General features: G+C 71.8%; 19 protein-coding genes and 1 pseudogene. 7 read left to right on the top strand and 13 right to left on the bottom strand.

The annotated features are described in order from the left end of the window. Nucleotides 1–105: pseudogene (locus IE294_RS42885) on the top strand (YceI family protein); the annotation flags it as partial. A 751-nt stretch (nt 106–856) separates the two neighbouring features. Here the strand turns inward: IE294_RS42885 and IE294_RS42880 are convergent. Further along, on the bottom strand, nt 857–1294 hold the full coding sequence (locus IE294_RS42880; RefSeq protein WP_059264119.1) for an ATP-binding protein: 438 nt from the start codon (nt 1292–1294) through the stop codon (nt 857–859). Nucleotides 1295–1406: 112 nt separating this feature from the next. Between IE294_RS42880 and IE294_RS42875 the strand changes: the two genes are divergently transcribed. Further along, entirely contained in the window at nt 1407–2228 is an 822-nt protein-coding gene (locus tag IE294_RS42875; RefSeq protein ID WP_189894780.1) for a helix-turn-helix domain-containing protein, read from the top strand. Then, nucleotides 2225–2479 (top strand): DUF397 domain-containing protein, encoded by a 255-nt coding sequence (locus IE294_RS42870; RefSeq protein WP_189894779.1) that lies wholly within the window; start codon nt 2225–2227, stop codon nt 2477–2479. The genes IE294_RS42875 and IE294_RS42870 overlap by 4 nt, the downstream gene beginning before the upstream one ends. 15 nt (nt 2480–2494) lie before the next feature. Here IE294_RS42870 and IE294_RS42865 read toward each other — a convergent pair whose 3' ends face one another. Together IE294_RS42865 and IE294_RS42860 are read right to left on the bottom strand one after the other, a co-directional pair. Beyond that, on the bottom strand, nt 2495–3847 hold the full coding sequence (locus tag IE294_RS42865; RefSeq protein WP_189894778.1) for a hypothetical protein: 1353 nt from the start codon (nt 3845–3847) through the stop codon (nt 2495–2497). Nucleotides 3848–3900: 53 nt separating this feature from the next. Beyond that, complete coding sequence (locus IE294_RS42860; protein ID WP_189894777.1) at nt 3901–6915, bottom strand: glycoside hydrolase family 3 protein; 3015 nt, start codon at nt 6913–6915, stop codon at nt 3901–3903. A gap of 124 nt (nt 6916–7039) precedes the next feature. Here IE294_RS42860 and IE294_RS42855 point away from each other — a divergent pair, with 124 nt between their 5' ends. From IE294_RS42855 to IE294_RS42845, 3 genes are all read left to right on the top strand, one after another. Beyond that, complete coding sequence (locus tag IE294_RS42855) at nt 7040–8905, top strand: ricin-type beta-trefoil lectin domain protein (protein WP_189894776.1); 1866 nt, start codon at nt 7040–7042, stop codon at nt 8903–8905. A 16-nt stretch (nt 8906–8921) separates the two neighbouring features. Further along, the gene (locus IE294_RS42850; RefSeq protein WP_229917997.1) at nt 8922–9410 is read left to right on the top strand and encodes a hypothetical protein; all 489 of its coding nucleotides are present in this window, start codon (nt 8922–8924) and stop codon (nt 9408–9410) included. Between the two features lie 152 nt (nt 9411–9562). Then, on the top strand, nt 9563–10165 hold the full coding sequence (locus tag IE294_RS42845; RefSeq protein ID WP_189894775.1) for a GOLPH3/VPS74 family protein: 603 nt from the start codon (nt 9563–9565) through the stop codon (nt 10163–10165). A gap of 25 nt (nt 10166–10190) precedes the next feature. Here the strand turns inward: IE294_RS42845 and IE294_RS42840 are convergent, their stop codons facing one another. From IE294_RS42840 to IE294_RS42800, 9 genes are all read right to left on the bottom strand, one after another. Then, nucleotides 10191–10616 (bottom strand): VOC family protein, encoded by a 426-nt coding sequence (locus IE294_RS42840; protein WP_189894774.1) that lies wholly within the window; start codon nt 10614–10616, stop codon nt 10191–10193. Between the two features lie 13 nt (nt 10617–10629). After that, nucleotides 10630–12240, bottom strand: coding sequence for a citramalate synthase (cimA, locus tag IE294_RS42835; RefSeq protein WP_189894773.1), 1611 nt, complete (start codon nt 12238–12240; stop codon nt 10630–10632). A gap of 284 nt (nt 12241–12524) precedes the next feature. Beyond that, complete coding sequence (locus IE294_RS42830) at nt 12525–13826, bottom strand: MFS transporter (RefSeq protein WP_189894772.1); 1302 nt, start codon at nt 13824–13826, stop codon at nt 12525–12527. A gap of 60 nt (nt 13827–13886) precedes the next feature. Beyond that, nucleotides 13887–14495 (bottom strand): TetR/AcrR family transcriptional regulator, encoded by a 609-nt coding sequence (locus IE294_RS42825; protein ID WP_189894771.1) that lies wholly within the window; start codon nt 14493–14495, stop codon nt 13887–13889. Nucleotides 14496–14513: 18 nt separating this feature from the next. Then, on the bottom strand, nt 14514–15554 hold the full coding sequence (locus IE294_RS42820) for an agmatine deiminase family protein (protein ID WP_189894770.1): 1041 nt from the start codon (nt 15552–15554) through the stop codon (nt 14514–14516). Between the two features lie 11 nt (nt 15555–15565). Next, on the bottom strand, nt 15566–17290 hold the full coding sequence (locus IE294_RS42815) for an urease subunit alpha (RefSeq protein ID WP_189894769.1): 1725 nt from the start codon (nt 17288–17290) through the stop codon (nt 15566–15568). Beyond that, nucleotides 17287–18009 carry an urease subunit gamma gene (ureA, locus tag IE294_RS42810; protein ID WP_189894768.1) on the bottom strand — a complete coding sequence of 241 codons (723 nt, stop codon included), beginning with the start codon at nt 18007–18009 and terminating at the stop codon, nt 17287–17289. The genes IE294_RS42815 and ureA overlap by 4 nt, the downstream gene beginning before the upstream one ends. 234 nt (nt 18010–18243) lie before the next feature. Continuing rightward, nucleotides 18244–19332 carry a branched-chain amino acid aminotransferase gene (locus IE294_RS42805; RefSeq protein WP_189894767.1) on the bottom strand — a complete coding sequence of 363 codons (1089 nt, stop codon included), beginning with the start codon at nt 19330–19332 and terminating at the stop codon, nt 18244–18246. Nucleotides 19333–19573: 241 nt separating this feature from the next. Then, nucleotides 19574–20617: a 3-isopropylmalate dehydrogenase gene (locus IE294_RS42800; protein ID WP_189894766.1), complete on the bottom strand. Its 1044-nt coding sequence runs from the start codon at nt 20615–20617 to the stop codon at nt 19574–19576. A 143-nt stretch (nt 20618–20760) separates the two neighbouring features. Here IE294_RS42800 and IE294_RS42795 point away from each other — a divergent pair, with 143 nt between their 5' ends. Further along, complete coding sequence (locus IE294_RS42795; protein WP_189894765.1) at nt 20761–22317, top strand: purple acid phosphatase family protein; 1557 nt, start codon at nt 20761–20763, stop codon at nt 22315–22317. Between the two features lie 49 nt (nt 22318–22366). On the opposite strand, the gene IE294_RS49225 is transcribed toward IE294_RS42795, so the two are convergent. Then, entirely contained in the window at nt 22367–22498 is a 132-nt protein-coding gene (locus IE294_RS49225; RefSeq protein ID WP_015493350.1) for a hypothetical protein, read from the bottom strand. Between the last annotated feature and the right edge of the window lie 408 nt (nt 22499–22906).

The raw sequence follows: 22906 nt of genomic DNA, 5'->3' as shown, positions 1-22906 counted from the left end.
TCGGAGTGGGGCCTGACCTGGAACGCGGCGCTGGAGACGGGCGGTGTCCTGGTCTCCGACAAGATCAAGCTCGTCTTCGACATCTCGGCGATCAAGAACGCGTGAGCGTCCGGCAGCCGACGGAGGGTGGGCACGGTGTCCGTCGGCAACAGGTGATCCTTGGTCCGCTCGCTTCCCGGCCAGTGTCGGGCTTCCGCGAGGTGGGTCAAGGGCGCGTTCCGCGTCGCCTTCGGCGATGGCCCTCCGGGCCACCCTTGACACACCTCGCTCCGGCCCGGGGAAGAAGCGAGCGAGCGCCCCGGAACAGCGGTGGCCCAGCGGCAACGGGCCCCCAGGCCAGCCGGGTGCGCCCCGTCGGCGAGGGCACGCGGACGCGCCTCGCCCGCACGCCGGGTGGGTTCAGCGGCTTGCGGCCGGTGGGCGGGGCGGCCCCCTCACACCGCGATTGGCGGATTTGTACCAAGCACTACAGCAAACAAGCAGGTCAGCGGGCTGGGCCGTTGGCGGAAGTGGCCCAAATCCGCCAATCGCCGAACCCGTGTGACCTGAGGGGCTCATGGGACGCCAGCCCCTCCCCACCCACCCGCCGTTCGCCGCTGAGCCCACCCGGCGTGCCGGCGAGGCGCGGGGGCGTCCGTCCGCCGACGGGGCGACGCAACCCCGGTAGCCGCGAACCCCGCTCGGGCCACCCTCTTTCCGGGCCGCCCGCTCGCTTCTGCCCCGTGCTGGAGCGGGCCGGGTCATGGGTGGGCCGGAGGCCCATCGCCGAAGGCGACGCGCAGCGCCCTTGACGCGGACCGTGGAAGCACGACACTGGCCGAGAAGCGGGCGGCCCAACGGCCACGTCATCCCACGCTCACCGCGGCCGACCTGGAACGGCCACCTCGTCACCCCGCACCGCGAACTCGCACCACACGATCTTGCCGGGGCTCCGCTCCCCCACCCCCCACTTGTCCGCGAGGGCCGCGACGAGGAGCAGTCCCCGGCCGTGCTCCGCCTCCGGAGTCGGCTCCGGAATCCGCACCTCGCCCGGACCACTGTCGTGCACCTCGACGCGGAGGACACCGTCCGTGTGCAGGGTCAGCCGGAGCAGGAAGCCTCGGCCTGCGGGGACGCCGTGGATGAGGGCGTTGGTCGCCAACTCACTCACGCAGAGCAGTACGTCGTCGCTGCGCTCGGCCGTGGCCCAGTCCGTCAGGGCCTCATGGGCGAACTCCCGCGCGAGCCGTACCGACCTGCGGTCCCTGCGGTAGAAGGTCTGGCGTGTGCGGGGGTGTCGGGGTTCTGCGTTCATGCCGCGAGTGTCACTGTGCGTCACTACACTGGGTCAGTGAGTGAAGTCGTAGTTCTCATTGCTACGAGTCCACTACGAGAGCTTGGGGTGCATACGGGGGAAAGGAACGGCCATGCACGTGGCATCGAGGCCCAAGAAGGTCGGTTCGTGGTACGCGGTCGGCGCGCTGGTGGCGCACTTCCGGAAGAAGACGCGCCTCACGCAGGAACAGTTCGCGGAGTCGGCGAACCTCGCGGTCGACACGGTGAGGTCGATCGAGCAGGGGAGGCTGGCCCTACAGCCGGATCGCGCCGAGCAGTTCGACGAACTCCTGGACACCGGCGGGGCGTTAACGGTGGTGGTGGCCAAGCTGCCGGTACGGGACCGGATCGTTCAGTTCGCGCAGGGGCTGGTGGATCATGAGCAGGAGGCGTTGGGCGTCCTCTCGTACCAGAGTCTGGCGGTTCCGGGGCTCCTCCAGACACCTGAGTACTGCCGCGCCGTGTTCGACTACCGGTACCCGGCGATCGGGAGCGAGACCGCAGAGCAGTGGGTGCAGGCCCGCATGGAACGACAGTTGATCTGGCAGCGGGACAGGCCACCGGTGGGGCACTTCATTCTGGAAGAGAGCATCCTGCGACGGGAGGTCGGCGGGCCGGAGGTAATGCGTGCGCAGATCCGGCAGATCCTGGAGTACACGCGGCCCATTCACATGAGCTTCCAGATCATGCCCATGCACCAGAGGCCTCACGCGGCACTCGACGGACCCATGGTGCTCCTGGAGACTCCGGAGCACGAACGGCTGGTCTACCTGGAAGTCCAGCGCGCGAGCTTCCTCGTGGATGACCCGGATGAGGTCAGCGACTATTACCACAAGTATGGGATGCTGCGGTCACAGGCGCTCTCCTGCGACAAGAGCGAGCGCCTTCTGATGGGACTGCTAGGAGAGTCATGACGACCGCAGCACTGGCATGGTTCAAGTCGAGTTACAGCGGTAGTGAGGGCGGCGACTGCGTCGAACTCGCGTACACCTGGCGCAAGTCCAGCTACAGCTCCAGCGAAGGCGGCAACTGCGTAGAGGTAGCCGCCCACCCCACCACCATCCACATCCGCGACTCCAAAACCACCGCCGGCCCCACCCCCGGCCCCACCCTCACCCTCTCCCCCGTCACCTGGACCCGTTTCCTCGACGGCATCGCCCGCTGAGCGGCAGCACGCCGCTCAGAAGCCCCCGCCGAAGTCCCCTCCCCCGCCCCCGCCGTCGAAGCCGCCCCCGTCGCCGAAGCCGCCGCTGAAGTCGCCGGGGTCGAAGTCGGTGCCGGAGACGTCGCCGCCCTCGTAGCCTCCCCCGCCGAAGTCGCCGTATCCGGTGCCGTAGTCGGCGGCGTACGTGGGGGTCGCCATCACGCTGCCCAGCAGGGTGCCGACGAGGAGGCCGGGGAGGAGGCCGCCGCCGAAGTAGCCGCCGGCCCAGGGGCCGTAGGCCGGGCCGGCGTCCCAGTAGGGGCGGCGGCCGTAGTCGGTGTCGACCTCGCGGATCACGGGGTCGCGGCCGTCGGCCAGACGGGTGGCGTCGGCGGCGCAGACCGGGACCTCGCGCGGGGCGCCGCCGGGCGGGGTCCAGGTGGCGTCGGTGACCGAGGGGCCGTGCCGGGGGTCGAAGAAGCAGGGCGGGCGGCGCTCCGGGAGTGGGCGGCCCTCGCGGCGGGCGGCCAGCTGGGCGAGGGAGAAGCGGCCGTCCTCCACCGCCTCGGTGACCGACCGGACGTCCTCCGGCTTCCGTGCCGCGGCCATGCGCTGCTTGGCGGTCTCGTAGGCGTCCAGCGCGCGCTCGTAGTCGGCGCGCATCGCGTCGTCGGCGCCCGCTTCCGAGGGGTGGAAGTCCAGGCGGTCGAGTTCCTCGCCGAAGGCGGTGATGTCCTCGTCCACGACCACCCGCAGCCGGTCCAGCGCGGCCCGCTGCTCCTCCTCACGGCGCCGGCGGCTGCGGCGGACCAGCGCGTACGCGCCACCGCCCGCGGCCACCAGGACGGCGGCCGTCGTGATCAGTGCCGTGGCCGACGCACCGCCGCCGTCGGCCGAGCCGCCCCAGCTGCTGGGGGCGTGGCCGCCCATGTTGGCCAGGGCGCGGTCGGTGAAGTCGGCGAGCTGGGCCTTGGCGTCCTCGCCCTGGACGCTGCCGACCAGGTTCTGCCGGGCCGTGGCCGACATGACGGAGGAGTCGGCGCGGGCGTCGAAGCGGTCGCCGAGGCGGATGCCGTAGAGGCCGGTGACGCCGGTCGCGGAGCGCAGGTCGGCGAAGAGGTTCGTGGTGGGGTAGCCGGCCGGGAGGACGGCGATGAACAGGGGTTTGCCGGCGTCCTTGATCCGGGTGGCGAGCGTGTCGGCGTCCGCGGCGGACAGCTGGTCCCGGGCCGCCGGGTCGACGTAGACCGGGCTCTTGCGCAGCGCCTGCGCGATCGTGGAGACGCTGGTGTCCGCGCTCGCCCCGGGCGCGTACAGGGTCGCCAGCGCCAGGACGAGGGCGGTCAGCAGCAGGGCGGGGAGGCTTCGGGTCCGCGGCACGTCCTTCATACCTTGAAACTACCCGAAGCCTCCCCAAACCGGTTACTCGTCCGGCGTCGGGATCAAGCTGCCCGGTAGGCCTCCGCCAGCTTCTCCACCGCCTTTCCGTACCTGCCGGTCAGCAGCAGGTGGTCGGCGTCGGCGAAGGGCTTCGCCACGGCCGCCGTGAGGTGGCCGTCCGCCTTCTGCTGGACGAGCAGCCGGGCCTGGGTGACCAGTGCGCGCCCGGTGCGCTCGTCGCGGTGCCGCTCGGCCTTGGCCGCCCGGACGGCGAGGTCGCGCAGGGTGGCCGTACCGCCCTTCGGGACGTCGGTGCGGGTGGTCAGGCCCCAGCCGTACGGGAACTGCGGGTCGTACGCCGTGTCGCCCACGTTGATCGGCAGCTGTGCCTCCGACTTGGGCCAGGTGACCGGGAGCTGTCCGGTGAAGGGGCGGGCGCCGTAGAGGACGTCGGCGACGCCCTCGCCCTCGGTGCCGGGCAGCCAGGAGGCGACCAGGGCGTCGATCTCGTCCAGCCGGTCGCCGACGAGCTGCGGGCGGCCGGAGACGACCAGCACCGCGCACTTCATGGCCGCGCACACCTTGTCGACGGCGGCCTGGTCGGCGGCGGACAGGGACAGCGAGTGGCCGTTGCCGACGTCGCCGACGCCCTCGGCGTACGGGGTCTCGCCGACCACGACCACTCCGACGTCGTAGCCGCCGGTGGGAGCGGAGGCGTCCTTGGAGTAGGTGACGTTCCCGCCCGCCTCGCGCAGACCCTGGAGGATGGTCGTGCCGGGGACGGTGTTGCCGGAGGCGCCCTGCCAGGTGAGGGTCCAGCCGCCGGTCTGGTTGCCGATGTCGTCGGCGTTGGACCCGGCGACGTACACCTTCTCGCTCTTCTTCAGCGGCAGCAGCCCGCCCGCGTTCTTCAGCAGCACCTGCGACTCGGCGGCGGCCCGGCGGGCGACCTCCCGGTGGGCCGGGGAGCCGATGGCGGCGGCCCCGCTGGTGTCGGCGTACGGGTGCTCGAAGAGGCCCAGCTCGAACTTCTCGGTGAGGATGCGGGAGACGGCGTCGTCGATCCGCTGCTCGCTGACCCGGCCCGCCTTCACCTCGTCGACGAGCGCGGTGCTGAACTCCTTGTAGGTGTACGGCACCATCATCATGTCGACGCCCGCGTTGACCGAGGTGCGGACGTGGGACGCGTAGTCGCCGGGCAGCTGGTCGATGGCGTTCCAGTCGCTGATGACGAAGCCGTCGAAGCCCATGCGGCCCTTGAGCACGCCGTTGATCATGTCGCCGCGGGCGTGCATCTTCACCGCGCCCTTGCCGTCGCCGGCGATGTCGAGGGAGGAGTACGACGGCATGACCGTGCCGACGCCCCGCTCGACGGCCGTGCGGAACGGCGCGAGGTGGATGTCCTCCAGCTCCTCGCGGGTGACCTTGGTGACGCCCTGGTCGATGGTGTACTTCCCGGTGGTCGAGGAGCCGTAGGCGGTGCCGCCGTCGCCGACGAAGTGCTTGGCCGTGGCCAGCACCTTGTCGCCGCGCTTCAGGTCCTTGCCGTCGGCGCGTCCCTGGAGGCCCTGGATCACGGTCTCCATGGAGTCCACGAGTGCCGGGTCCTCGCCGAAGGACTCGTAGGAGCGGCCCCAGCGTTCGTCGCGGCTCACGCACAGGCAGGGCGCGAAGTCCCAGGGGACGCCGGTCGCGCGCACCTCGGCGGCCGTCACCGCGCCGGTCCGGTAGGCCAGTTGGGGATCGCGGGTGGCGCCGATGCCGATGTTGTGCGGCATGACCGTGGCGCCGGAGAGGTTGTTGTGGCCGTGGACCGCGTCGACGCCGTAGACCAGCGGGATCTGGAAGCGTGTCGCCTGGGTCCGCAGCTGGAAGGCGTCGATCATCTTCGCCCACGCCTCGGGCGTGTTGGGCGTGGGCGTCGAGCCGCCGCCGGAGAGCAGGGAGCCGAGGGCGTAGGCGGCGATGTCGTTCGGCTGGGTCATCGCGCCGCGTTCGGCCTGGGTCATCTGGCCGGCCTTCTCCGCCAGGGACATCCGGCCCAGCAGGTCCGCGACCCGCTTCTTCACCGGCAACTTGGCGTTCAGGTACGGCAGTCCGTGCGCGTCGATCACGACCTGCGGGGTCTCGACGGGGGCCTTCGCGCCGGTGACGGTGAGCTTCAGCGGGATGGTCTCGGCGGGTTCGGCCGCCCGGTCCCGGCGGGTGGGCACGGCGATGGTCCGCACGGTGCCGGAGGCGGTGCCGGCCGGGAAGGTGAGGGTGCCGGAGACGGGGGTGTAGTCCCGGCCGGCGGTCGCGGTGCCGTCCCCGGTGGCGTAGGTGACGGTCACGGGGTCGGTGAGGGGCTGCTCACCGGTGGTGGCCACGGTGACCTTCACCTTCGCCGTGCCGCCCTCCTCGACCGGGTGCACGGGCGCGTCGGTGGTGACGGAGGCGCGCAGCGCCTGGTCGGCCCTGCCGTACAGCTCCACGCCGTCCATGGCGAAGTCGCCCTTGGCGCCGGCCGGGAGGGTCAGGGCGTAGCCCCACATCTCCTTGAGGCCGAGGACGTGGTCGATGCCGCCGACGGGCTGGTAGTCGGTGCGGTAGGCGAAGTCGGTGAAGGGGAGCTGGATCTGCTTCCAGCCGGTGAAGTCGTCGGTGAAGGAGGTGGTCCACAGTTCGGACGCCTCGCCGTTCGCCCCGCCGTCCTTGATCTCGAAGGGGATCCTCTTGCCGGTGTTCCGCCCCTCCCACCAGAACCGGATGCCCTGGTGGGCGGACCAGTCGTGGGCGGGCGCGGTGGCGGCGAAGTCGTGGGTGAAGCCGCCGTAGCCGCTGATGTCGTAGCTGCCGGCGAGGACCTTGCCTCCCTCGGGGGCGTCGGCGCGGTCGGCGAGGCGGAGGGTGGGCGGGTCGTCGGCGTCGCCGCCCCAGGTGAAGATGCCCTCGGCGGGCTGCGAGGCGAAGGGCACCTCGCCCTCGAAGCGGTCGACGGGTACGGGGGCGGGCTCGTCGGCGGCTCGCGCGGTCGCCGCCCAGGGCAGCAGACCGGCGAGGAGTGCGGCGGAGGCGAGCAGGGCGGTTCTTCGCATGGACCTTCCCTCGGCTCTCGTGGTTCACTCAGGGCTTAGCTCACGCCGTGAGTTAACTAGGGGCCCACACCCCCGTCAAGACGATCCGTCAGCTCCGCCGATCCGAGAGGAAGGGCGACGCACCATGAGGAGATCCCCCCGCACAGTCCGGCTGCTGCTCGCCGGGCTGCTCTCCGCAGCCGGTCTCAGTGTGGCCGTACCCCCCGCGCACGCGGCCGGTGAGCAGGTGACCGCCTGGCTCACCACCACCGACGACTCCGCCGGCCGGCACGTCGTACGCGGCCTCCAGCCGCAGACCCCGTTCGCCTTCCAGTCCGGGGCGGGCGGGAGCGGCGAGAACATCACCGTCGACGAGAACACCCGCTACCAGACCTTCACCGGCGGCGGCGCGTCCTTCACGGACACCGCCGCCTGGCTGATGAACAGCAGCGGGGCGCTGTCCCAGGCGACCCGGGACGCGACCATGCGCAAGCTGTTCTCGCCGACGGACGGCATCGGCCTGTCGTTCCTGCGCAACCCGATGGGCGCCTCCGACCTCGCCCGGTACGGCTACACCTACGACGACGTGCCGGCCGGGCAGACCGACCCGTCCCTGGCGAAGTTCTCCATCGCGCACGACCTGGCCGACGTCGTCCCGCTGACCCGGCAGGCGCTCCAGCTCAACCCGTCCCTGACCGTGATGGCCTCGCCGTGGACGGCACCGGCCTGGATGAAGGACAGCGGCTCGCTCAACGGCGGCTGGCTGAAGTCCGAGGACTACGGGGCGTACGCCTCCTACTTCGTGAAGTACCTCCAGGCGTACAAGGACCAGGGCGTCAACGTCTCCTACGTCACCGCGCAGAACGAGCCGACCTGCTGTTCCGGCTACCCGTCGATGAGCTGGAACGCCAGCGGACTCGCGTACTTCACCAAGAACGCACTGCTGCCGGGGCTCCAGGCGGCGGGCCTGACCACCAAGGTGCTGGCGCACGACTGGAACTGGGACGTCTACGACTCCTACGCGGCCCAGACCGTGGACGACCCGGCCGTCCGCAACCACCCCAACTTCGGCGGCATCGCCTGGCACGGCTACGGCGGTGACATCGCCAAGCAGACGACCGTGCACAACCAGTACCCCGCGCTGGACGCCTTCGGCACCGAGCACTCCGGCGGCACCTGGATCGCCGACCAGCAGCGCGAGGACATGTCCAACATCATCGACTACACCCGCAACTGGGCGAAGTCGGTGACCAAGTGGTCGCTGGCCGTGGACCAGAACATGGGCCCGCACAACGGCGGCTGCGGCACCTGCACCGGTCTGATCACCGTGCACAACGGCGACGGCGCGAGCGGGACCGTGGACTACACCGTCGAGTACTACGACATGGGCCACCTCACCAAGTTCGTCCGCCCCGGCGCCCAGCGCATCGCCTCCACCGCCTCCACCGCGGTGCCGAACGTCGCCTGGCGCAACCCGGACGGCAGCAAGGCGCTGATCGCGTACAACGACTCCTCGTCGGCCCGGACCGTGACGATCAACTGGGGTGCGCAGCACGCCACTTACTCACTGCCCGGCAACACCTCGGCCACCTTCACCTGGTCCGGCACCCAGTCCGGCGGCGGCGCCAGGACCGGAGCCTTCGTCGGCCTCGCCGGCAAGTGCCTGGACGTGGCGGGCGGTTCGAGCGCCAACGGCACGGCGGTGCAGCTCTACGACTGCAACGGCAGCGCGGCCCAGCAGTGGACCGTCCAGGCCGACGGGTCGATCCAGGCGCTCGGCAAGTGCCTGGACGTGAGCTCCGCTTCGACGGCGGACGGGGCCAAGGTGCAGTTGTACGACTGCAACGGAACCGGTGCCCAACGGTGGTCGTACAACGCCGCCACGAGTGATGTGGTGAACACGGCGGCGAACAAGTGCCTCGACGTCACCGACAACTCGTCGGCGAACGGGGCCCGGGCCCAGATCTGGTCGTGCACCGGCGCCGCCAACCAGAAGTGGACCCTGCGGTGAGGCGGTAAGGCGGGAGATGCGGCGTACGGGGGCCGTGGCGGCGGGGATCGCCGGCGGGATGCTGCTGCTCAGCGGCTGTGGCGCCGTCGACCTGCCGCTCGCGGGGGTGCGGGCCGCGCCGGACGGGACGCCGTACGCGGTGTTCCGTCCGTGCGGTGACGACGGTTACCAGGGCCCGGACCTCGACGGGCGGGCCCGGGGCGCCGGGAAGGGTCCGGTCACCACCGGGTGGGACGCGAAGAAGGACGGCCTGCGCGGCGACGCCGACTTCCCCCTCTTCGACCCGCCCGCCGCCTGGCACGCCCGCCACCGGGGCAGCCGGCACCTCCTGCCCCGGCACCGGTACGTCCTCCGGTTCGGGCACTACGCCGGCGGTGACCCCTACAACGGGGTCGTGGAGTTCACCGGCGAGCAGATCGACCGGCTGGAGCCCGGCCAGGTCTGGGCGGACGACCGGGCGATGAGCCTCGCCGCGTTCGAGCGGCTCGCCGCCGACGCGTGCTGAGCGGCGGCCGTCCGGCGGCTGGGGGACGATGAAGGAGGCCGGCCCGCAGCCGGTCGGGGAACCGCGCGGCATCGGCGTCCCGCCGCCGGTCCGCCGTAAGTCCCATCCGAACGACCCCGGCCGTAAGCGACGGCCGGTGACCTGGAGCCCCCATGACGACACCGCAGGACCTGTTCCTCGTCAGCCTGGACGTACCGGGCGAGCACCCCGTCGAGCAGGGCGACCTGTCGCTGGCGCTCGCCGGGGCCGAGCTGATCGACCTGCTCGGCGCCCGTGCGCTCGCCCTGGACGGTGAGCGCATCGTGCCCGGACCGGTGCTGACCACGGGTGACCGGCTGCTGGACGAGGCCGGGGCGAGGCTCGTCCGCGAGGAGCCGTACGAGACGGTCGAGGACTGGCTGTGGCGGCGCGGCGAGGGGCTGGCCGTGGCCTACCGGGACGTCCTGGAAGCCGACGGGCAGCTCACCGGCAAGCACCGGCACTGGTGGCCGGGCCGGGGCGGGGGCGAGACCCCGGCCGACACCGCCGCCCGGCGGCACGCGACCGACCGCTGGGACTCCCACGACCCCGTGCTGACCGGCCTCGCGGGCACCCTGGGCATCGAGCCCGACCGGACGGCCTCCTCCGGACTCGACGACGAGGCGGTGACCACCGTCCTGGCGGCGGTCGGCGACGCGGTCACCGAGCTGGAGGCGGTGCGCGAGCGGCGCCGCATCGAGAACATCGCCTTCGACAACATCTGGCGGGCGCCCTGAGCGGCGCGGGACCGGCCGGCGCGCCTCACAGGATGAGCTGGCCGATGCCCAGCAGGTTGCCCTCGCTGTCCCGGAACCACGCGCCCCGCTCCGCCCGCGCGCCCTTGCTCGGGTAGTTGCCCTCGATCTCGGCGATGCCGCCCCGGGTGCGCAGGCCGGGCACGTCGACCTCCTGGAACTCGACGCCCCGGTCGCGCAGCTCGGTGACGGCCGCCTCGATGTCGTCCACCTCGAAGGCCATCTGGGTGAAGGTGCCGGGCGAGGCCCCCGTCGAGCGGAACACGACGAAGTCCACGCCCGCGCAGCGGTACAGCAGCCCGCCGGGCCGTTCGTCCACCGGGTACAGGCCGAGCTTCTCGGCGTAGAAGCGGCGGGCCCGGTCCAGGTCCCGGGCGGGCAGCCTGGTCGCGACCCGGGCCCGGGACAGCACGTCGTGGGTGTCTGAGGTCATGCCTCCACTGTGGCTACTGGGCGGGCTCCACGCCCGCGCGGAGGAGGCCGTACGTGTACGCGTCCTCCAGGGCCTGCCAGGAGGCGGCGATGACGTTCTCGGCCACGCCGACCGTGGCCCACTCGCCGGAGCCGTCCGAGGTGGAGATCAGCACGCGGGTGGTGGACTGGGTGCCGTGCTTGCCCTCCAGGATGCGGACCTTGTAGTCGACCAGGTCCAGCTTGGCGAGCTGCGGGTAGATCTTCTCCAGGGCCACGCGCAGGGCGCGGTCCAGGGCGTTGACCGGGCCGTTGCCCTCGGCGGTGGCGACGATCCGCTCGCTCTTGGCCCATAGCTTGACCGTGGCCTCGTTGGCGTGGGTGCCGTCGGGCCGGTCCTCGACGATGGCCCGCCAGGACTCGACGTCGAAGTACTTCAGCGGCCTGCCCTCGGCCTCGCCGCGCAGCAGCAGCTCGAACGAGGCGTCCGCCGCCTCGTACGTGTAGCCCTTGAGCTCCCGCTCCTTCACCCGCTCGACCACCCGGCCGACCAGCTCGCGGTCGCCGCTCAGGTCGATGCCCAGCTCCTTGCCCTTCAGCTCGACCGAGGCGCGGCCCGCCATGTCGGAGACGAGCATGCGCATGGTGTTGCCGACCCGCTCGGGGTCGATGTGCTGGTACAGGTCCGGGTCGACCTTGATGGCGGAGGCGTGCAGGCCGGCCTTGTGCGCGAAGGCGGAGACGCCCACGTACGGCTGGTGGGTCGACGGCGTCAGGTTGACGACCTCGGCGATGGCGTGGGAGATGCGGGTCATCTCGCGCAGCCGGCCCTCGGGCAGCACCTTCTTGCCGTACTTCAGTTCCAGGGCGGCGGCCACCGGGAACAGGTTGGCGTTGCCGACGCGCTCGCCGTAGCCGTTGGCCGTGCACTGCACGTGGGTGGCGCCCCCGTCGACGGCGGCCAGGGTGTTGGCGACCGCGCAGCCGGTGTCGTCCTGGGCGTGGATGCCGAGCCGGGCGCCGGTGTCGGCGAGGACGGTGGAGACGACCGCGTGGACCTGGGCGGGGAGCATGCCGCCGTTGGTGTCGCACAGGACGACGACGTCGGCGCCGGCCTCGGAGGCGGTGCGCACGACCGCCTTGGCGTACTCGGGGTTGGCGCGGTAGCCGTCGAAGAAGTGCTCGCAGTCCACGAAGACCCGGCGGCCCTGCTCGCGCAGGTACGACACCGTGTCGCGGACCATCTCCAGGTTCTCCTCCAGGGTGGTGCGCAGCGCCAGCTCCACGTGCCGGTCGTGCGACTTGGCGACCAGGGTGATCACCGGGGCGCCCGAGCTCAGCAGGGCCTTGACCTGCGGGTCCTCTGCGGCTGTGGTGCCGGCGCGGCGGGTGGCGCCGAAGGCGACGAGCTGGGCGTGCTGGAAGTCGATCTCCGCTTGCGCGCGGGCGAAGAACTCCGTGTCGCGGGGGTTCGCGCCGGGCCAGCCGCCCTCGATGAAGCCCACGCCGAAGTCGTCCAGGTGCCGGGCGATGGCGAGCTTGTCCGCGACGGTGAGGTTGATGCCCTCGCGCTGCGCGCCGTCGCGCAGCGTGGTGTCGAAGACGTGGAACGAGTCGTCGAGCTCGCTGGTTGCCGTCTCGGTCATGTCTCAAGGCTCCTGTGGGAAATCTTCGGTCTGTACCGGAATGACCGGCTCCACCGTTCCTCCATGGTCCCTCGCGCTCCGTCACCGGCTGAAGGTGGGCCGGAAAACGAAAAAACCCCTCGCGGGTGCGAGAGGTCTGCGCGCGGGTCGAGGACGACGGTGGCCACCCGCACCTGGTCGTACGAGGTGGTCACTGCGGACCGGCGCGCCTGCTGCCGATAATCATGGCGAACGAGAGCACGGGGGCAGTCTGGCACAGCCCGGCCCCCGACTCACCGACCGTCTCAGGATGCGGGCGTCAGCGTGGAATCCTCGCCCGCCCGCACCCGGGTCAGATCCAGGTCCTTGGTCTCCCGCATGGTGACGTACACCACGAGGGACACGGCGGCGCAGCCGGCCACGTACCAGTAGAAGCCGGACTCGATGCCGCCCTTCTTGAACCACAGGGCGACGTACTCTGCGGTGCCGCCGAAGAGGGCGTTGGCGATGGCGTACGGCAGGGCGACACCGAGCGCGCGGACGCCGGTCGGGAAGAGCTCGGCCTTCACACAGGCGTTGATGGAGGTGTAGCCGGTGACCACGACCAGCGCGAGCAGGGCGAGGCCGAGGGCGGGCCAGTAGCCGTCCGCGTGCTGGAGCAGCGTCATGATCGGAACCGTGAGGAAGGTGGACCCGACGGCGAACGTGATCAGCAGCGGGCGGCGGCCGATGCGGTCGGAGAGGGCGCCCGCGAGCGGCTGGAGGCAGGCGAAGACGATCAGCGCGGTGAACGAGACGAGAGTGGCGGTCTGCTTGGACAGCCCCGCGGAGTTGGACAGGTACTTCGTCAGGTAGGTGGTGTACGTGTAGTACGCCACCGTGCCGCCCATGGTGAGGGCGACCACCAGGAACGCCTCCCGCTTGTGCCGCCCCAGCGCGCGCAGGGTGCCGCGCTCCTCGGAGTGCGAGGTGTCCTCCTCGTACACCTCGGTCTCCAGCATGTTCCGGCGCAGGTAGAAGATGACGGCCGCGCCGAGCGCGCCGACGACGAACGGGATGCGCCAGCCGTAGCTGTGCAGGGCGGCGTCGGACATGGTGCGCTGGAGGACGATCTGGAGGCCGAGGCCGACGATCTGGCCGGCGGTCATGGACACGTACTGGAAGCTGGACGCGAAGCCGCGCCGCCCGGGGTCGGATGCCTCGGTCAGATAGGTGGCGCTGGCCGCGTACTCGCCGCCCACCGACAGGCCCTGGAGCAGCCGGGCGACGAGCAGCACGAGGGCTCCGCCGTAGCCGGCGACCCCGTAGGTGGGGGCGACGGCGATGAGGATCGCCGAGGCCGACATGAGCGTGACGGTCAGGGTCAGCGCCGCCTTGCGGCCCTTGCGGTCACCGACCCTGCCCAGCAGCCAGCCGCCGACGGGGCGCATGAAGAAACCGACGGCGAAGATGCCGGCGGTGTTCATCATCTGGGCGGTGGGGTTGCCGCTCGGGAAGAACGCGCCGGCGAAGTAGGTGGCGAAGCTCGCGTACACGAACCAGTCGAACCACTCGACCATGTTGCCCGCCGAGCCGACCCAGATCTTCTTCCAGTGTTGTCGTCCCATGGGCCGTTACCTGCCCGGTGGCGAAGAAAACGATTCCGGTGCGCCGTCGGAGTTGGGCCGCTAGGGGGGTGCGGCGAGCCCCTCCTCGACGAACTCCCCGACATGCGCGAGGACTTGTTCCCGGTCGGTGCCCCGCAACCCGATCGCCACGTGGATCGAGAACCCGTCCAGCAGCGCGCGCAGCCTCGTCGCGAAGCGGTCCGCGTCCACCCGCCGGAACTCCCCCCGCGAGATCCCCTCGGCGATCAGCGCGACCAGGTCCCGGTGCCACGCGCCCTCGATCGCCGCCTGCCGGGCCCGCGCGTCCTCGTCGGCGTTCTGCGACCGGTTCCAGACCTCCAGCCACAGCGTCCAGTGCGGGTCGCGGTGGCCGTCGGGCACGTACAGGTCGACGTACGCGGACAGCCGCTCCCGCGCGCTCCCGGGACGGGCCAGCAGGCGGCCCCGCTCCGCGCCGAGCCGGCCCTCGCTCCACTCCAGCGTCCGCAGCAGCAGCTCGTCCTTGGAGCGGAAGTAGTACAGCAGGTGGCCGCTGCTCATGCCGACCTCGCGGCCCAGCCCCGCCATGGTGAGCTTCTCCAGACCGCGCTCGGCGATCATGTCCATGGCGGCGGCGAGGACCTCCTCGCGCGGCGGCGCGTTCCTGCGCGCCCGGCCCGCACCGGTCATCTCCTGCTCCCGTGTGTGTCAGACCTTCGGCTGCTGTTGCGTGATGCAGTGGATACCGCCCCCGCCCGCGAAGATCGTACGCGCGTCCACCAGCGTCACCGTCCGCTCCGGGAACAGGCGCCGGAAGATCCCGGCGGCGATCTCGTCGCGCGGGTCGTCGAACCCGCACAGCACCACGCCGCCGTTGCAGAGGTAGTGGTTGATGTAGGAGTAGTCGGCCCAGTGCCCGTCGGCCTCCAGGGCGGTCGGCGCGGGCACCTCCACGACCTCCAGGCGCCGGCCCCGGGCGTCGGTCGCCGACCTCAGCAGGCCGATGACCTCCTGGGTGACCTCGTGGTCGGGGTGTGCCGGGTCCGGCTGGTGGTGGGCGACCACGACACCCGGCCGGGCGAACGCGGCGACGATGTCGACATGGCCGAGGGTGCCGAAGCCGTGGGGAGGGTAGTCGCCGGTCAGGCCGCGCGGCAGCCATATCGCCTTGCTGGTGCCGAGGTGGGCGTGGATCTCCGCCTCGACCTCCTCCTTGGTCCAGTCGGGGTTGCGCTCGGGACCGAGCTGCACGGTCTCGGTGAGCAGCACGGTGCCCTCGCCGTCGACGTGGATCGCACCGCCCTCGTTGACCAGCTTCGAGGCGTACGTCTTGGCGCCCGCGAGGTCGGACACGTACGCACCGATCCGGGAGTCGTGCTCCCAGCGGGCCCAGTCCTGGGCGCCCCAGCCGTTGAACGTCCAGTCCACGGCGGCCAGTCGGCCCCGGCCGTCGGTGAGGAAGGTGGGGCCGGTGTCCCGCATCCACGCGTCGTCCAGGTCCCGCTCGACCGTGTCGACACCGGGGCCGAGCAGCGCCCCGGCCTCCTCCGACTGCCCGGGGCCGCACACGACCGTCACCGGTTCGAAGCGGCGGACGGCGCGGGCCACGGACGCCCAGGCGGTCCGGGCGGCGGCCAGGTCGCCCGGGTCGTCGAAGGTGGGGTTGGGGCTCGGCCAGGCCATCCAGGTGCGCTCGTGGGGGGCCCACTCGGCGGGCATGCGGAAGCCGTCGGCGGCGGGGGTGCTCATGGCGCGGGTCCTTAGAGGAAGTAGAGGCGGTTGAGGGAGACGGAGTCGGCCGGTTCCGAGCGGATCGGGTCGCCGTCGAGGGTGACCAGGCCGGTGCGCCGGTCGACGTCCACCGCTCCGGTACGGGAGTTCAGGCGCAGGTCGGCGGGGCCGATGCCCCGGGTGCCGCGCACCGCGACCCTTCTGCGCCGGGTCGGCATCCGGTCGTTGCCCTGGTCGACGGCGGCGCGGGCGACGAACGCCACCGAGAGGTCGGCGGCCGTGGCGCCGTACGCCCCGAACTGCGGTCCCAGGACGAGGGGTTCGCAGGTGTCGGTGGCCGCGTTGGGGTCGCCGACCACGCCGTACGCCGGGAAGCCGGCCTTGAGGACGAGCTGCGGTTTGGCCCCGAAGTACTCCGGGCGCCACAGCACGATGTCGGCGAGCTTGCCCACCTCGATCGAGCCGACCTCGTGGGAGAGCCCGTGCGCGATGGCCGGGTTGATGGTCAGCTTGGCCAGGTAGCGCAGGACGCGCGCGTTGTCGTCGCCCTCGCCGTCGCCTTCCAGCGGGCCCAGCTCGGCCTTCATCTTGCCGGCCATGGCGAAGGTGCGGCGGACCGTCTCACCGGCCCGGCCCATGCCCTGGGCGTCGGAGGAGGTGATGCCGATCGCGCCCAGGTCGTGGAGCACGTCCTCGGCGCCCATCGTGCCGGCCCGGATCCGGTCGCGGGCCATGGCCGCGTCGCCGGGCAGGTCGGTCTTCAGGTCGTGGACGGAGACGATCATGCCGTAGTGCTCGGCGACCGCGTCCCGGCCGAAGGGCAGGGTGGGGTTGGTGGAGGAGCCGATGACGTTCGGGACGCCGGCCATCTTCAGCACGTTGGGCACGTGTCCGCCGCCGCAGCCCTCGATGTGGAAGGCGTGGATCGTGCGGCCCTCCAGCACCCGCAGGGTGTCCTCGACCGAAAGGCACTCGTTCAACCCGTCGCTGTGCAGGGCGACTTGGACGTCGTGCTCCTCGGCGACCCGGAGCGCGGTGTCGAGGGCGCGGGTGTGGGCGCCCATGTCCTCGTGCACCTTGAAGCCGCTCGCCCCTCCTTCGGCCAGGGCCTCGACGAGCGGCGCCGCGTGGGAGGACGAACCCCGGCCCAGGAAGCCGATGTTGACCGGCCAGGCGTCGAAGGCGCCGAAGGCGTGCCGCAGCGCCCAGGGCGAGTTGACGCCGACGCCCCACACCGGGCCGAACTCCTGCCCGATGATCGTGGTGACGCCGGAGGCGAGGGACGCCTCCATGATGCGCGGCGACAGCAGGTGCACATGGGTGTCGACGGCGCCGGCGGTGGCGATCAGCCCCTCGCCGGAGACGATCGAGGTGCCCGTGCCGACGACGACGTCCACGCCGTCCAGGGTGTCCGGGTTGCCGGCCCGGCCGATGGCGCAAATACGGCCCTCGCGGATGCCGATGGACACCTTCCTGATCCCCTGCACCGCGTCGATCACGACGACGTTGCTGATCACCACGTCACAGGTGTCCCGGACGGCGGCGGCCTTCAGGTGCAGTCCGTCGCGGGCGGTCTTGCCGAAGCCGGCCAGGAACTCGTCGCCGTACCGCTGGGAGTCGGACTCGACGCGGACGGTGAGCCCGGAGTCGCCGAGGCGGACGCGGTCGCCGGCGCGGGGGCCGTGGGTGGCGGCGTAGGCGTGCGGGTCGACGTGGATCGACCGGCTCACCTCTCGTCCCTTCGAGCGGCTCATCGCTCCTCGCCTCCTTCCGGGGTCGCTCCCAGGTATCCGCAGGCGGCGGCCCTGCGGAGGGCTTCCTCCTTCGCGCCCGGCGCGTCCAGCGGCCCGTCGACCAGTCCGGCGAAGCCGATCGCGATCCGCTCGCCGCCGATCGGCACGAGCCCGACCTCCTCGCTCTCCCCCGGCCCGAAGCGGACCGAGGATCCGGCGGGTACGGCGAGCCGCATGCCGTAGGCCCGCTCGCGGTCGAAGTCGAGGCGGGGGTTGGCCTCGAAGAAGTGGAAGTGGGAGGTGACGGAGACCGGCACGCCCGCGGTGTTGGTGACGCGGAGCCGGACGACGGGCTCGGGGTCGGCGTGCCCGGGGCCGGGGAGCAACGCGCCCGGGGCGTCCGCGCCCAGGCCTGTCCCTGCTTCGCGGGGGGATCCCCAGCCGATGGGGTCGGAGACGACCGCGAGCCGGGAGCCGTCGTCGAAGACGGCCTCGACCATCACCTCGGCGACGACGTCGGCGACACCGGGCAGGACGTCCTCGGGACCGAGCACCGACCGTGCCGCCTCGACGGCCTCGGCGAGCCGCTTGCCGTCGCGGGCGGCCTCGCAGACGGTGTCCGCGATCAGCGCGGTCGCCTCGGGCACGTTCAGCTTCAGGCCGCGCGCCCGGCGGGCCCGGGCCAGCTCGGCGGCCCCGAAGAGCAGCAGCCGGTCACGTTCCGTGGGGGTCAGTCGCACGACCCGGCACCTCCTTGGCTTCCCCAGATTTGAGCATCACTCTAAACAGAGAAACCGTGAAAGAGAAGCACTGTCCGGACGAACTGATCCTTTCGCTTTGAGCAGTGCTCTAACTCGGGCGTGCGGTGGGGTGCCCAACGAGAAGCGCCCCGGAGGGGTGCGGGGGACCACGTGCCCAGCCGGACTGGACCCGCGGACGCCCGGCACCCCTCCGGGGCGCTTCAGGCCGCGTTCTTAACCGACCCGGTGCATCCAGCCGCGCTTGTCCTCGGTCAGGCCCCGCTGGATGCCCAGCAGCGCCTCGCGCAGACGCCCGGTGACCGGTCCGGGCGTGCCGTCGCCGTGGGACCACTGGTCGGTCTTGGTCTTGACGTGACCGATCGGCGTGACCACGGCGGCGGTACCGCACGCGAACACCTCGGTCAGCGCACCGGACGCGGCGTCCTCGCGCCACTGCTGGAGGGTGACCACCCCTTCCTCGGCGGTGTAGCCGAGGTCGCGGGCGACCTGGAGGAGGGAGTCACGGGTGATGCCCTCCAGGATGGAGCCGGTGAGCGACGGGGTGACGATCCGGTCGCCGTAGACGAACGCGACGTTCATGCTGCCGCTCTCCTCGACTTTGGTGCGGGTGACCGCGTCGAGGTAGACGACCTGGTCGCAGCCGTGCGCGGCGGCCTCGGCCTGCGGCAGCAGGGACGCGGCGTAGTTGCCGCCGGTCTTGGCGTCGCCGGTACCGCCCGGGACGGCGCGGACGTGGTCCTCCGAGACCCAGATGGTCACCGGCTTCACACCGCCGGCGAAGTACGCGCCGGACGGGGAGGCGATCAGCATGAACAGGTACTCGTTCGCCGGGTGCACGCCGAGCGCGGCCTCCGTGGCGAACATGAACGGCCGCAGGTAGAGGGAGGCCTCGCCGCCGTGCGGCGGGACCCAGTCGGCGTCCTGGGTGAGCAGCGCGTCCAGCGCGGCGATGAACAGCTCCTCGGGCAGCTCGGCCATGGCCATGCGGCGGGCGGAGTTGCGGAAGCGGCGGGCGTTGGCCTCGGGACGGAACAGCGCGACCGAGCCGTCGGGCTGGCGGTAGGCCTTCAGGCCCTCGAAGATCTCCTGGCCGTAGTGGAGGACGTGCGTGGACGGGTCCAGGGAGATCGGCCCGTACGGAACGAGCTGACCGTCGTGCCAGCCGCGGCCCTCGGTCCACTTGATCGTCACCATGTGGTCGGTGAAGTGGCGGCCGAACCCGGGGTTGGCCAGGATCGCCTCCCGTTCCGTGGCGGCGAGCGGGCTGGCGGAGGGCTTGAGCTCGATCGTGGGCGTCGTCATGAGTGATTGTCCTTCACCGGTTGTAGTGACGGGCCGCGCTCACGCCTGTGCTCCCGGTCGTCGGTGCTAGGACGTCCGAGCTTTCCGTCATACCGCGGCTCCGCGTTCGATTATCGCGCGGACGGCGGTAGTGGACGGAATCGGGGTGAAGCGGTCCAGGGGTTGATGGTGGCACCCGGCGAGGCACGGCAAAAGCCGCCGGGTGCGGTCGCGACCCGGCGGCTCGGTGTAGCGCGGCGGGTCAGCCGGCTACGCGTACGGCGAGCGCGTCACCGATCGCGGAGGTGGAGCGGGCCGGCTGTCCGGCGCGCTCGGTGAGGTCGGCGGCGACCGCCGCGTCGATCCGGTCGGCCTCGGCGTCGTAGCCGAGGTGGCGCAGCAGCAGGGCCACGGACAGGACGGTGGCGGTGGGGTCGGCCTTGCCCTGGCCGGCGATGTCCGGGGCCGAGCCGTGGACCGGCTCGAACATGGACGGGAACTCGCGGGTGGGGTTGATGTTGCCGGAGGCGGCCACGCCGATGCCGCCGGAGACGGCCGCGGCGAGGTCGGTGATGATGTCGCCGAAGAGGTTGTCGGTGACGATGACGTCGAACCGGCCCGGGTCGGTGACCAGGTAGATGGTCGCGGCGTCGACGTGGATGTAGTCCGTGGTGACCTCGGGGTACTCCTCGGCCACCTTGGTGAAGATGTTCGTCCACAGGTGCCCGGCGAAGGTCAGCACGTTGTTCTTGTGGACCAGCGTGAGCTTCTTGCGCGGGCGGGCCTGGGCGCGCGCGAAGGCGTCGCGGACGACACGCTCGACACCGAAGGCGGTGTTGACGGACACCTCGGTGGCGACCTCGTGCGCGGTGCCCTTGCGGATGGTGCCGCCGTTGCCGGTGTACGGGCCCTCGGTGCCCTCGCGGACGACGACGAAGTCGATCTCCGGCTGGCCGGCGAGCGGGGTGGCGACACCCGGGAGCAGCTTCGACGGGCGCAGGTTGACGTGGTGGTCGAAGGCGAAGCGGAGCTTGAGCAGGAAGCCGCGCTCCAGGACGCCGGACGGCACCGACGGGTCGCCGATGGCGCCCAGCAGGATGGCGTCGTGCTGCTTGAGGGAGTCGAGGTCGGCGTCGGTGAGGGTCTCACCGGTGGCGTGGTAGCGCTTGGCGCCGAAGTCGTACTCCTTGGTCTCCAGCTTCACATCCTGCGGCAGGACGGCGGAGAGGACCTTGAGACCCTCGGCCACGACCTCCTGGCCGATGCCGTCACCGGGGATCACTGCGAGATTGATGCTGCGAGACATGCGGGCACCCTACTCCGCGTCCCAGGTGATGACACGTACCGTCCGCCATACGGACACCCGGACGGGTTGCCGGTGTCCGCCCGTCGGTCGACGTTCACCCGTGTGCGGCAAGGATGTCGGACACCGGGGGAACGGTCCGGGACATGGACACTCCCGACGTCGGCATCCCCCGCCCGCTCGCCGAGCGGCTGAGCATGGCCGAGCAGTACGAGTACCTGCGCAGCCGCCTGGTGCGCCGCCGCACGCTGGTGACGGCGGGTGCGGTGGCGAGCGGCCTGCTGACCGGCTGCGACACCGCGTTCGCGGGGAAGCCGGGCACCGCCGCCCCGGCCACCTCGCGGGCGCCCGGCTCGGCGGTGGCCCCCTTCGGCCGGCACCTCGCCTTCGGCGCCGACCCCCGGACGCGGATGCGGATCTCCTGGCAGGTGCCGCTGGCGGTGAAGCGGCCGTACGTGCGGGTCGGCACGCGCCCCGACGCCCTCGGGCACCGGGTCCCGGCCGAGATCCGCCCGCTGCGCACGCCCGGGGTGGAGGGCGTGCGGCCCGCGCTGGAGCAGTACTACGTGCACGCGTCCGTGGACGGCCTCGCGCCCGGCACGACGTACTACTACGGCGTCGGCCACGACGGCTGGGAACCCACCGCCCCCGCCCACCGCGCGGCCATCGCCTCCTTCCGCACGGCGCCCGCGCGTGCGGAACGCTTCGTGTTCACGGCCTTCGGCGACCAGGGCGTGGGCCGGGCGGCGCACACCAGCGACGATCTGATGCTGCGCCAGAAGCCCGCCTTCCACCTGCACGCCGGTGACATCTGCTACGCCGACGTCAGCGGAACGGGCCGGACGACGGACGGCTACGACCCCGCCTCCTGGGACCTGTTCCTGAAGCAGAACGAGCACGTCGCCCGGTCCGTGCCGTGGATGGTGACCACCGGCAACCACGACATGGAGGCCTGGTACTCGCCGGACGGCTACGGCGGCCAGCTGGCCCGCTTCCGTCTGCCGGAGACCGGCTTCGACCCGCACGGCACACCGGGCGCCTACGCGTTCACCTACGGCAACGCCGGCTTCGTCGCGCTGGACGCCAACGACGTGTCGTACGAGATCCCCGCCAACCTCGGGCACAGCGGCGGCCGGCAGACGGCGTGGCTGGACCGGACGCTGGGGCGGCTGCGCGCGGCCGACGGGATCGACTTCGTGGTCGTCTTCTTCCACCACTGCGCCTACTCCACCTCGCGGCACGCCTCGGACGGGGGCGTCCGGCGGGAGTGGCTGCCGCTGTTCGGCAAGCACCGGGTGGACCTGGTGATCAACGGCCACAACCACGTGTACGAGCGCACGGACGCGATCAAGGACGGCGCGCCCGGACGGGCGGTGCCCGTCGGCGGGTCCACCGACCCCGGCCGGGACGGCACCGTGTACGTCACGGCGGGCGGCGGCGGCCGGGACCTGTACGGCTTCCCGTCGGGCGTGGCGGACAGCTACGAGGGACACGTCACCCGGCACCGGGCGGTGGAGACCTTCGCGTGGACGAAGGGCAGGGACCGGGCGCCGGAGACGGTGGAGTGGTCGCGGGTGCGCTACACCGGCTTCTCGCTGCTCTCGGTGGAGGTGCGGGCCGGCGCGGCGCCACGGCTCGCGGTGTCGGCGCTGGCCCAGGACGGGCGGCGGATCGACCACTTCGAGGTGCGGCGCGGCGGATGAGGGCCGCGCCGCACCCCGACGGGGTGCGGCTCCCGGCCGGTGGTCCGGCTCAGTGGCCGGTCTCGCCGCCGTTGTCCCGGCGGTCCAGGGCGCGCTGGAGGGCGGCGGCGGCGTTCTTGCGGTCGGACTCGCTCGTGCGGGACACGTGGCGGACTCGGCGGCGGACGGTCGTCTCGGCCATGGCGATCGACTCCTTCGGCATACGTGGAGCACGGCAAGGAAGGGGGTTACGAGACGCCGGAAGGGGCGGGGAGCACCGGCCGCAGGGGTTGCCTGCACGGGGCCCGGCTCACGACCGCCATTCGCTGGATCGAGCGAGACGTTCGGCTCCTACAAAACTAAGGGAGTGACCCGCTTCTGTCTGCACAATTACTCGGACTTCCTACTATCTGAGACGGCGGACTGGATCACACCGCCCTGAGCTGGGCTTTCGCGCGTTCGGGGGAGCCTTGGCCAAGGGAGCGCAGAACGCGGATCAGGGCCCGTACGGCGGACGTGGCGGCCGGTTCCCGGGTGGTCGCCTAGCTGTACTGACCCGTGAGGTTGGGGACGCGGCTGGCGGGTGGTTGGCCTTTGAGCGCGGTGTGTC

Origin of the sequence: Streptomyces canarius (assembly GCF_014650735.1) — a bacterium.
In the GTDB taxonomy this organism is placed as follows: domain Bacteria; phylum Actinomycetota; class Actinomycetes; order Streptomycetales; family Streptomycetaceae; genus Streptomyces; species Streptomyces olivaceoviridis.
The sequence above is the reverse complement of the archived record's forward strand: the minus strand, read 5'-3'. Positions and strand labels throughout refer to the sequence as shown.

Excerpts from the sequence above, each read along its gene's own strand:
- IE294_RS42815 (WP_189894769.1), bottom strand. The coding sequence starts at position 17,290 with ATGAGCCGCTCGAAGGGACGAGAGGTGAGCCGGTCGATCCACGTCGAC.
- IE294_RS42865 (WP_189894778.1), bottom strand. The coding sequence starts at position 3,847 with ATGAAGGACGTGCCGCGGACCCGAAGCCTCCCCGCCCTGCTGCTGACC.
- IE294_RS42795 (WP_189894765.1), top strand. The coding sequence starts at position 20,761 with ATGGACACTCCCGACGTCGGCATCCCCCGCCCGCTCGCCGAGCGGCTG.
- IE294_RS42860 (WP_189894777.1), bottom strand. The coding sequence starts at position 6,915 with ATGCGAAGAACCGCCCTGCTCGCCTCCGCCGCACTCCTCGCCGGTCTG.
- IE294_RS42875 (WP_189894780.1), top strand. The coding sequence starts at position 1,407 with ATGCACGTGGCATCGAGGCCCAAGAAGGTCGGTTCGTGGTACGCGGTC.
- IE294_RS42825 (WP_189894771.1), bottom strand. The coding sequence starts at position 14,495 with ATGACCGGTGCGGGCCGGGCGCGCAGGAACGCGCCGCCGCGCGAGGAG.
- IE294_RS42800 (WP_189894766.1), bottom strand. The coding sequence starts at position 20,617 with ATGTCTCGCAGCATCAATCTCGCAGTGATCCCCGGTGACGGCATCGGC.
- IE294_RS42830 (WP_189894772.1), bottom strand. The coding sequence starts at position 13,826 with ATGGGACGACAACACTGGAAGAAGATCTGGGTCGGCTCGGCGGGCAAC.
- IE294_RS42840 (WP_189894774.1), bottom strand. The coding sequence starts at position 10,616 with ATGACCTCAGACACCCACGACGTGCTGTCCCGGGCCCGGGTCGCGACC.
- IE294_RS49225 (WP_015493350.1), bottom strand. The coding sequence starts at position 22,498 with ATGGCCGAGACGACCGTCCGCCGCCGAGTCCGCCACGTGTCCCGCACG.
- IE294_RS42850 (WP_229917997.1), top strand. The coding sequence starts at position 8,922 with ATGCGGCGTACGGGGGCCGTGGCGGCGGGGATCGCCGGCGGGATGCTG.
- IE294_RS42880 (WP_059264119.1), bottom strand. The coding sequence starts at position 1,294 with ATGAACGCAGAACCCCGACACCCCCGCACACGCCAGACCTTCTACCGC.
- IE294_RS42855 (WP_189894776.1), top strand. The coding sequence starts at position 7,040 with ATGAGGAGATCCCCCCGCACAGTCCGGCTGCTGCTCGCCGGGCTGCTC.
- IE294_RS42805 (WP_189894767.1), bottom strand. The coding sequence starts at position 19,332 with ATGACGACGCCCACGATCGAGCTCAAGCCCTCCGCCAGCCCGCTCGCC.
- IE294_RS42870 (WP_189894779.1), top strand. The coding sequence starts at position 2,225 with ATGACGACCGCAGCACTGGCATGGTTCAAGTCGAGTTACAGCGGTAGT.
- cimA (WP_189894773.1), bottom strand. The coding sequence starts at position 12,240 with ATGACCGAGACGGCAACCAGCGAGCTCGACGACTCGTTCCACGTCTTC.
- IE294_RS42820 (WP_189894770.1), bottom strand. The coding sequence starts at position 15,554 with ATGAGCACCCCCGCCGCCGACGGCTTCCGCATGCCCGCCGAGTGGGCC.
- IE294_RS42845 (WP_189894775.1), top strand. The coding sequence starts at position 9,563 with ATGACGACACCGCAGGACCTGTTCCTCGTCAGCCTGGACGTACCGGGC.